This window comes from Actinomadura roseirufa, assembly GCF_900659635.1.
Classification (GTDB): domain Bacteria; phylum Actinomycetota; class Actinomycetes; order Streptosporangiales; family Streptosporangiaceae; genus Spirillospora; species Spirillospora roseirufa.
This window is the reverse complement of sequence record NZ_CAACVB010000392.1, coordinates 1-5,460: the sequence shown is the minus strand read 5'-3', so window position 1 is coordinate 5,460 and position 5,460 is coordinate 1. Positions and strand designations below refer to the sequence as shown.

The following is a 5,460-nucleotide window of genomic DNA, read 5'->3' as shown; positions in this document are numbered from 1 at the left end:
CCCCGCGCCGCTCGGGTGCCCGCGCCGCCGGGCCCGCCGCCCGGATGGCCGGGACGCCGGCCCCCGGCGGACCCGCGTCCGCGATCGCGGCGGCACCGAAGGGGACCGACCTGGTCAACGGTCTCCCGCTGGTGGGTGACCTTCCGGTCGGCACGCTCACGCCGCACGATGGCCCTATGGGGAAGGAGATCCCCTCGACGGACGGGCGCCCCGCTTCCGAGAACAGGTCCGGTACCCGCGGTAGGCCCGCCGGGGGCGACTTGCCCGACCTCGACCTGCCCGGCCTGGACCGGCGAGCGTCGGGAGGCTCCCCGTCCCCCGGACTCGGGCCGGACGACCTGCCCGCGGTGGCGAAGGCGCCCGCCTTGGAAAGGAAGGCCGTGTCGACGGCGCGACCGCCCTCTGGCGGGGACCTGCCGCTGGTCAAGGGCCTTCCGAAGGGGACGAAGGCACCGGTGGCGGGCCGCGTGCCCGCCGGGAATCGGCGGTCCACGGTGGGCTTTCCGGTCGGCAGCGAGGGGCTGCCCTTGGTGGGCGGGCTCTATGAGTTCAACGGCATCGCCGCGGCCCAGGGATTGGTCAAGCCGGACGGTTCTTCCACGGTGAACGCGATCGCCGAAGGTAAGGCGGTGCCGTCCAAGGCCGGTCTGCCCGGCGGGAACGCGGCCGGTTCCAGGAGGGCCGCACCGGGCGGCGGTCGTGCCGGTGCGGAGCAGCCGGTGGTCAAGAAGCTGTCCAAGGTGAAAAAGGTCCCGATCGTGGGCGGTGTGCCCATGGCGAACCGGCGGGTCGCCGGTGGCGATCTGGTGGACGGGCTGCCGGCGAGTCGCCTGGTGGGGAACATCACCGATGGCGGTAAGGGCCTTCCGGTGGTGGGCGGTGTGCCAGGGACGGGGCAGCGCGTGGCCGGGGGCGGTAAGGGGCTCCCGGTGGGGAAGGGCGTGTCCGTCGGGAAGGGCCGCCTGCCGGTGGCGCAGGCGGTGCCGGGGAACGGGCGCGCGTCGGGGGACGGCGGCAAGGAGCGGGAGGACCAGGGCAGCGACGGTCCCCTGATCGGCGGGCTGACCGGCGAGAACGGGTTCGGTCGTCCGGAGGCGCGGGAGATCCGGACCGAGGGGATACGGACCGAGGGGATACGCGCTGAGGGGATGCGGACCGTCGCGGCGACGGAGGGCACCGGTGACGGCGGGGCCGGAGTGGCCGGGGTGGCCGCGGTGATCGCCGGGCTGGCCGGGAAACTGGCGCTGACACGCCGGGTGCGGCCGCGCCGGCGGTGAGACGGGGGCGGCCCGGGCATGGTGCTGTGACGGCCCGGTGAGCCCCGTACGACGCTTTGCCCGTCCCGGGGGCGCGGTCCGGGGCGGGCAAAGCCCGTTTCCAGCGAATATGATTACGCCACGTCAGGTGTTCCGTACGTGGTGCTACGCTCCGGGCGGTGCGGGCGTGACGGACGCGGGGTCACGGGACGGTCAGAACGTACGGACCTGACGGATGACCTTGCGGCGGAGTTGAATACGGCGGCTACCGTCTGGGTAGAGGCGCAACCGATCGATTTCCCAGCCGTCGTGTTCGGCGTGCTCGGTCAAGATCCGCCGGGCGGCGTCACGTGTGGTGCCACGCGGCAGTGACAGGACGAGGTAGGTGTACTCCACCATTGCGACCATTATTACTTGGTCCGCCGGGGATCTGGCACCGTACGGTGGCCCGGTCCGCGCTTCCCGGGGCGGCATGTCATCCTGTCGGGGGCGCGCGGCGGTGAGCGTTGCGGCCGTCCTACCGGGCGGAGCGGCGATCGCGGAGCGGTGGTGGGAACCCCACGGGCATGAACGCGCCGTCATGCGACGTTGTAGGAAGCCTGTGTAAGAAGAGCCTGACGAGAAGACCAAGACAGCGAGGTTGGAGCGACTGTGCCAGCCAAGAACGGCACTGCGAAGAGTGGCCAGGGCAACGGGGCCGGGACGCGCCTGGTGATCGTGGAGTCGCCCGCGAAGGCGAAGACGATCGCCGGGTACCTGGGCCGTGGCTACATCGTGGAGTCCAGTATCGGCCATATCCGGGACCTGCCCGGGAGCGCCTCGGAGGTGCCGGCCAAGTACAAGGGCGAGCCGTGGGCCAAGCTCGGCGTGAACGTCGAGCACGACTTCGAGCCGCTCTACGTGGTCAACACCGACAAGCGGAGCCAGGTCGCCAAGCTCAAGAAGCTGCTCGCCGAGGCCGACGAGCTCTTCCTCGCGACGGACGAGGACCGGGAGGGCGAGGCCATCGCCTGGCACCTCCAGGACGTCCTCAAGCCGAAGGTGCCCGTGCACCGGATGGTCTTCAACGAGATCACCAAGGACGCGATCCAGCGGGCCGCCGCGAACCCGCGTGAGCTGAACATGCGGCTCGTGGACGCGCAGGAGACGCGCCGCATCCTCGACCGGTTGTACGGGTACGAGGTCAGCCCGGTGCTGTGGAAGAAGGTCATGCCGAAGCTGTCGGCGGGCCGGGTGCAGTCGGTCGCGACGCGGCTGGTGGTGGAGCGGGAGCGGGAGCGGATCGCGTTCGTCCCGGCCCACTACTGGGACATTCTCGGCCAGTTCGACACCGGGAAGGACGAGGAGCCCAAGGCGTTCAAGGCCGGGCTCGTGTCCGTGGACGGCAGGCGCGTGGCGCAGGGGCGTGACTTCGCCTCCGACGGCACCCTCAAGACCAAGGACGTGCTGCACCTCGACGAGCCCGCCGCGCGCGCGCTGGCCGAGCGCCTGCGGGAGCGGCCGTACGAGGTCAAGTCGGTCGAGCGCAAGCCCTACACCCGCAAGCCCTACCCGCCGTTCCGGACGACGACGCTGCAGCAGGAGGCCAGCCGCAAGCTGGGGTTCTCCGCCAAGTACACGATGTCGGTGGCGCAGAAGCTGTACGAGAACGGCTTCATCACCTATATGCGAACCGACTCGATCACGCTGTCGGAGACGGCGATCACGGCGGCGCGGCGGCAGGCGGCGTCGCTGTTCGGCGGCGAGTACGTGCCGGACAAGCCGCGCGTCTACGCCTCGAAGGTGAAGAACGCGCAGGAGGCGCACGAGGCGATCCGTCCCGCGGGTGACAGTTTCCGTACTCCGGGGGAGACGGGGCTGTCGGGTGACCAGTTCCGCCTGTACGAGCTGATCTGGAAGCGGACGATCGCGAGCCAGATGAAGGACGCCGCCGGGCAGTCGGTGTCGATCCGGGTGACCGGGGTGTCGACGGCCGGTGAGACGGCCGAGTTCGGCGCGACCGGCAAGACCATCACCTTCTACGGCTTCCTCAAGGCGTACGTGGAGAGCGCGGACGACCCGTCCACCGACCGGGACGACCAGGAGCGGCGGCTGCCGAACCTGGTGGAGGGCGACCCGCTCACCGCGCTCGCGGTGGACGCCGAGGGGCACTCGACCCGCCCGCCGGCCCGCTACACCGAGGCGAGCCTGGTCAAGGAGCTGGAGGAGCGGGAGATCGGGCGGCCGTCGACGTACGCCTCGATCATCGGGACGATCCTCGACCGCGGGTACGTGTTCAAGAAGGGCACGGCGCTGGTGCCGTCGTTCCTGGCGTTCGCCGTGGTGAACCTGCTGGAGCGGCATTTCGGGAACCTGGTCGACTACGACTTCACCGCCCACATGGAGGACGGTCTCGACGAGATCGCCCGGGGCGAGGCCGAGCGCGTCCGCTGGCTGACGCGGTTCTACTTCGGCGACAACGGCGAGGAGGGCCTGAAGGAGCTGGTCGGCGACATCGGCGACATCGACGCCAAGGGGATCAGCTCGTTCCCGGTGAAGGGCACCGACATCATGGTGCGGGTCGGCCGGTACGGGCCGTACCTCGACCGGGACGGCGAGCGGGTCAACATCCCCGAGGACATCGCGCCGGACGAGCTGACCGGGGAGAAGGCCGAGGAGCTGTTCGCGCAGCCGAGCGGCGACCGGGAGCTCGGGACCGACCCGGAGACGGGGCACACGATCGTGGCCAAGTCGGGGCGGTTCGGGCCGTACGTCACCGAGATCCTGCCGGAGCCGGAGGCGCCCGCCGAGGGCGAGAAGAAGAAGCGGGTGAAGAAGGCGGACGCCCCCAAGCCGCGCACCAGCTCGCTGTTCAAGTCGATGTCGCTGGACACCGTCACGCTGGAGGACGCGCTGCGACTGCTGTCGCTGCCGCGCACGCTCGGCGAGCTGGACGGGGAGCCGGTGACCGCGCAGAACGGGCGGTTCGGCCCGTACATCAAGCGGGGCACCGACAGCCGTTCGCTGGAGTCGGAGGCCGATCTCTTCACGGTCACGCTGGAGAAGGCCAAGGAGCTGCTCGCCCAGCCCAAGCAGCGGGGGCGGGGTCGTGCCGCGGCCGCGGCGCCGCTGCGGGAGCTGGGCGACGACCCGGCCAGCGGCAAGCCCGTGGTGGTGAAGGAGGGGCGGTTCGGTCCCTACGTCACCGACGGCGAGACGAACGCGAGCCTGCGCAAGGGCGACGAGGTCGAGTCGATCACGATTCAGCGGGCCGCGGAGCTGCTCGTGGAGCGCCGGGAGAAGGTGGCCGCGGGCGGCGGGAAGAAGAAGCCGGCGCCACGCCGCCGAACCTCGGCGAAGTCGGGCTCCTAGGGACATCCACGCCGATACCCTGACCGACATGACCAGAACGGGCGCCACCCGGTCGCATCCCGCCGAGCCGCCGGGCGTTTCGTCGCTTTCGTCGATCAGGTCGTTCCGGCGGCTGTGGGTCGCGCTGGCGCTGTCGGGCCTCGGCCAGTGGCTGAGCGTGCCGGCGCTGACGGCGATGGCCGTGCTGCTGGCCCGCGACTCCGACGCCGCGGGGCGGGCGCAGGCGGCCGGCGGCGTGCTGGTCCTGCTGGTGCTGCCCGCGGTGCTGTTCGCGCCGCTCGCCGGGGCGCTCGCGGCGCGGCTGGACCGGCGGATCGCGCTGCCCGCCCCCGACGTGCTGCGGTTCCTGGTGGTGCTGTCGGTGCCGCTCGTGGACGCGCGGGCCTGGACGCTGGCCGCGGCGTTCCTGGTCGGCTGCGCGGCCGTGCTGTGGGCACCGGCCGCCGCCGCGACGCTGCCCGGCCTGGTCCCGGGCGAGCTGCGCGCGGACGCGCGGCGCTCGGCCGGCCGGGCGCTGTGGGGGCCCGCGCCCGTCGCGGCGCTGCTGTTCTCGATCATCGCCCTCGTCGCGGCCGGGACGTCCGGCCGGGACGACCGCGCCGACCTGGCGCTGTACGTGACGGGCGCGCTGTTCCTGGCCTCGGCGAGCATCGTCGCGACGCTCAAGGAGCCGCCGGTCCGCGCACCGGCGCCGGAGCAGGGCACGCGGCCGAACCAGGTCCTGAACACGGGGCCGCTCGCGGTGCCCGACACGGCCCCGGAGCCGGAGCCGATCGCGGTGCCCGCGCCGCTGCGGCTGCTGGCGCGGGGACCGGGCGGGGACGTCCCGTCCGGGGCGCGCGGGCTCGGCCTG

3 protein-coding genes and 1 pseudogene are annotated in these 5,460 nt (G+C 72.3%); 3 read left to right on the top strand and 1 reads right to left on the bottom strand.

What is annotated here, in order from left to right; genetic code table 11:
* Nucleotides 1–1,277: pseudogene (locus E1291_RS42805) on the top strand (hypothetical protein); the annotation flags it as partial.
* 192 nt (nucleotides 1,278–1,469) lie between these two features.
* Here E1291_RS42805 and E1291_RS38605 read toward each other — a convergent pair.
* Nucleotides 1,470–1,655 (bottom strand): DUF5703 family protein, encoded by a 186-nt coding sequence (locus E1291_RS38605; protein WP_131742981.1) that lies wholly within the window; start codon nucleotides 1,653–1,655, stop codon nucleotides 1,470–1,472.
* Nucleotides 1,656–1,907: 252 nt separating this feature from the next.
* Here E1291_RS38605 and topA point away from each other — a divergent pair, with 252 nt between their 5' ends.
* Complete coding sequence (gene topA / locus E1291_RS38600; RefSeq protein WP_131742980.1) at nucleotides 1,908–4,607, top strand: type I DNA topoisomerase; 2,700 nt, start codon at nucleotides 1,908–1,910, stop codon at nucleotides 4,605–4,607.
* A 28-nt stretch (nucleotides 4,608–4,635) separates the two neighbouring features.
* Nucleotides 4,636–5,460 (top strand): MFS transporter (locus tag E1291_RS38595; RefSeq protein ID WP_165495501.1); only part of this gene is annotated, 825 nt, incomplete at its 3' end.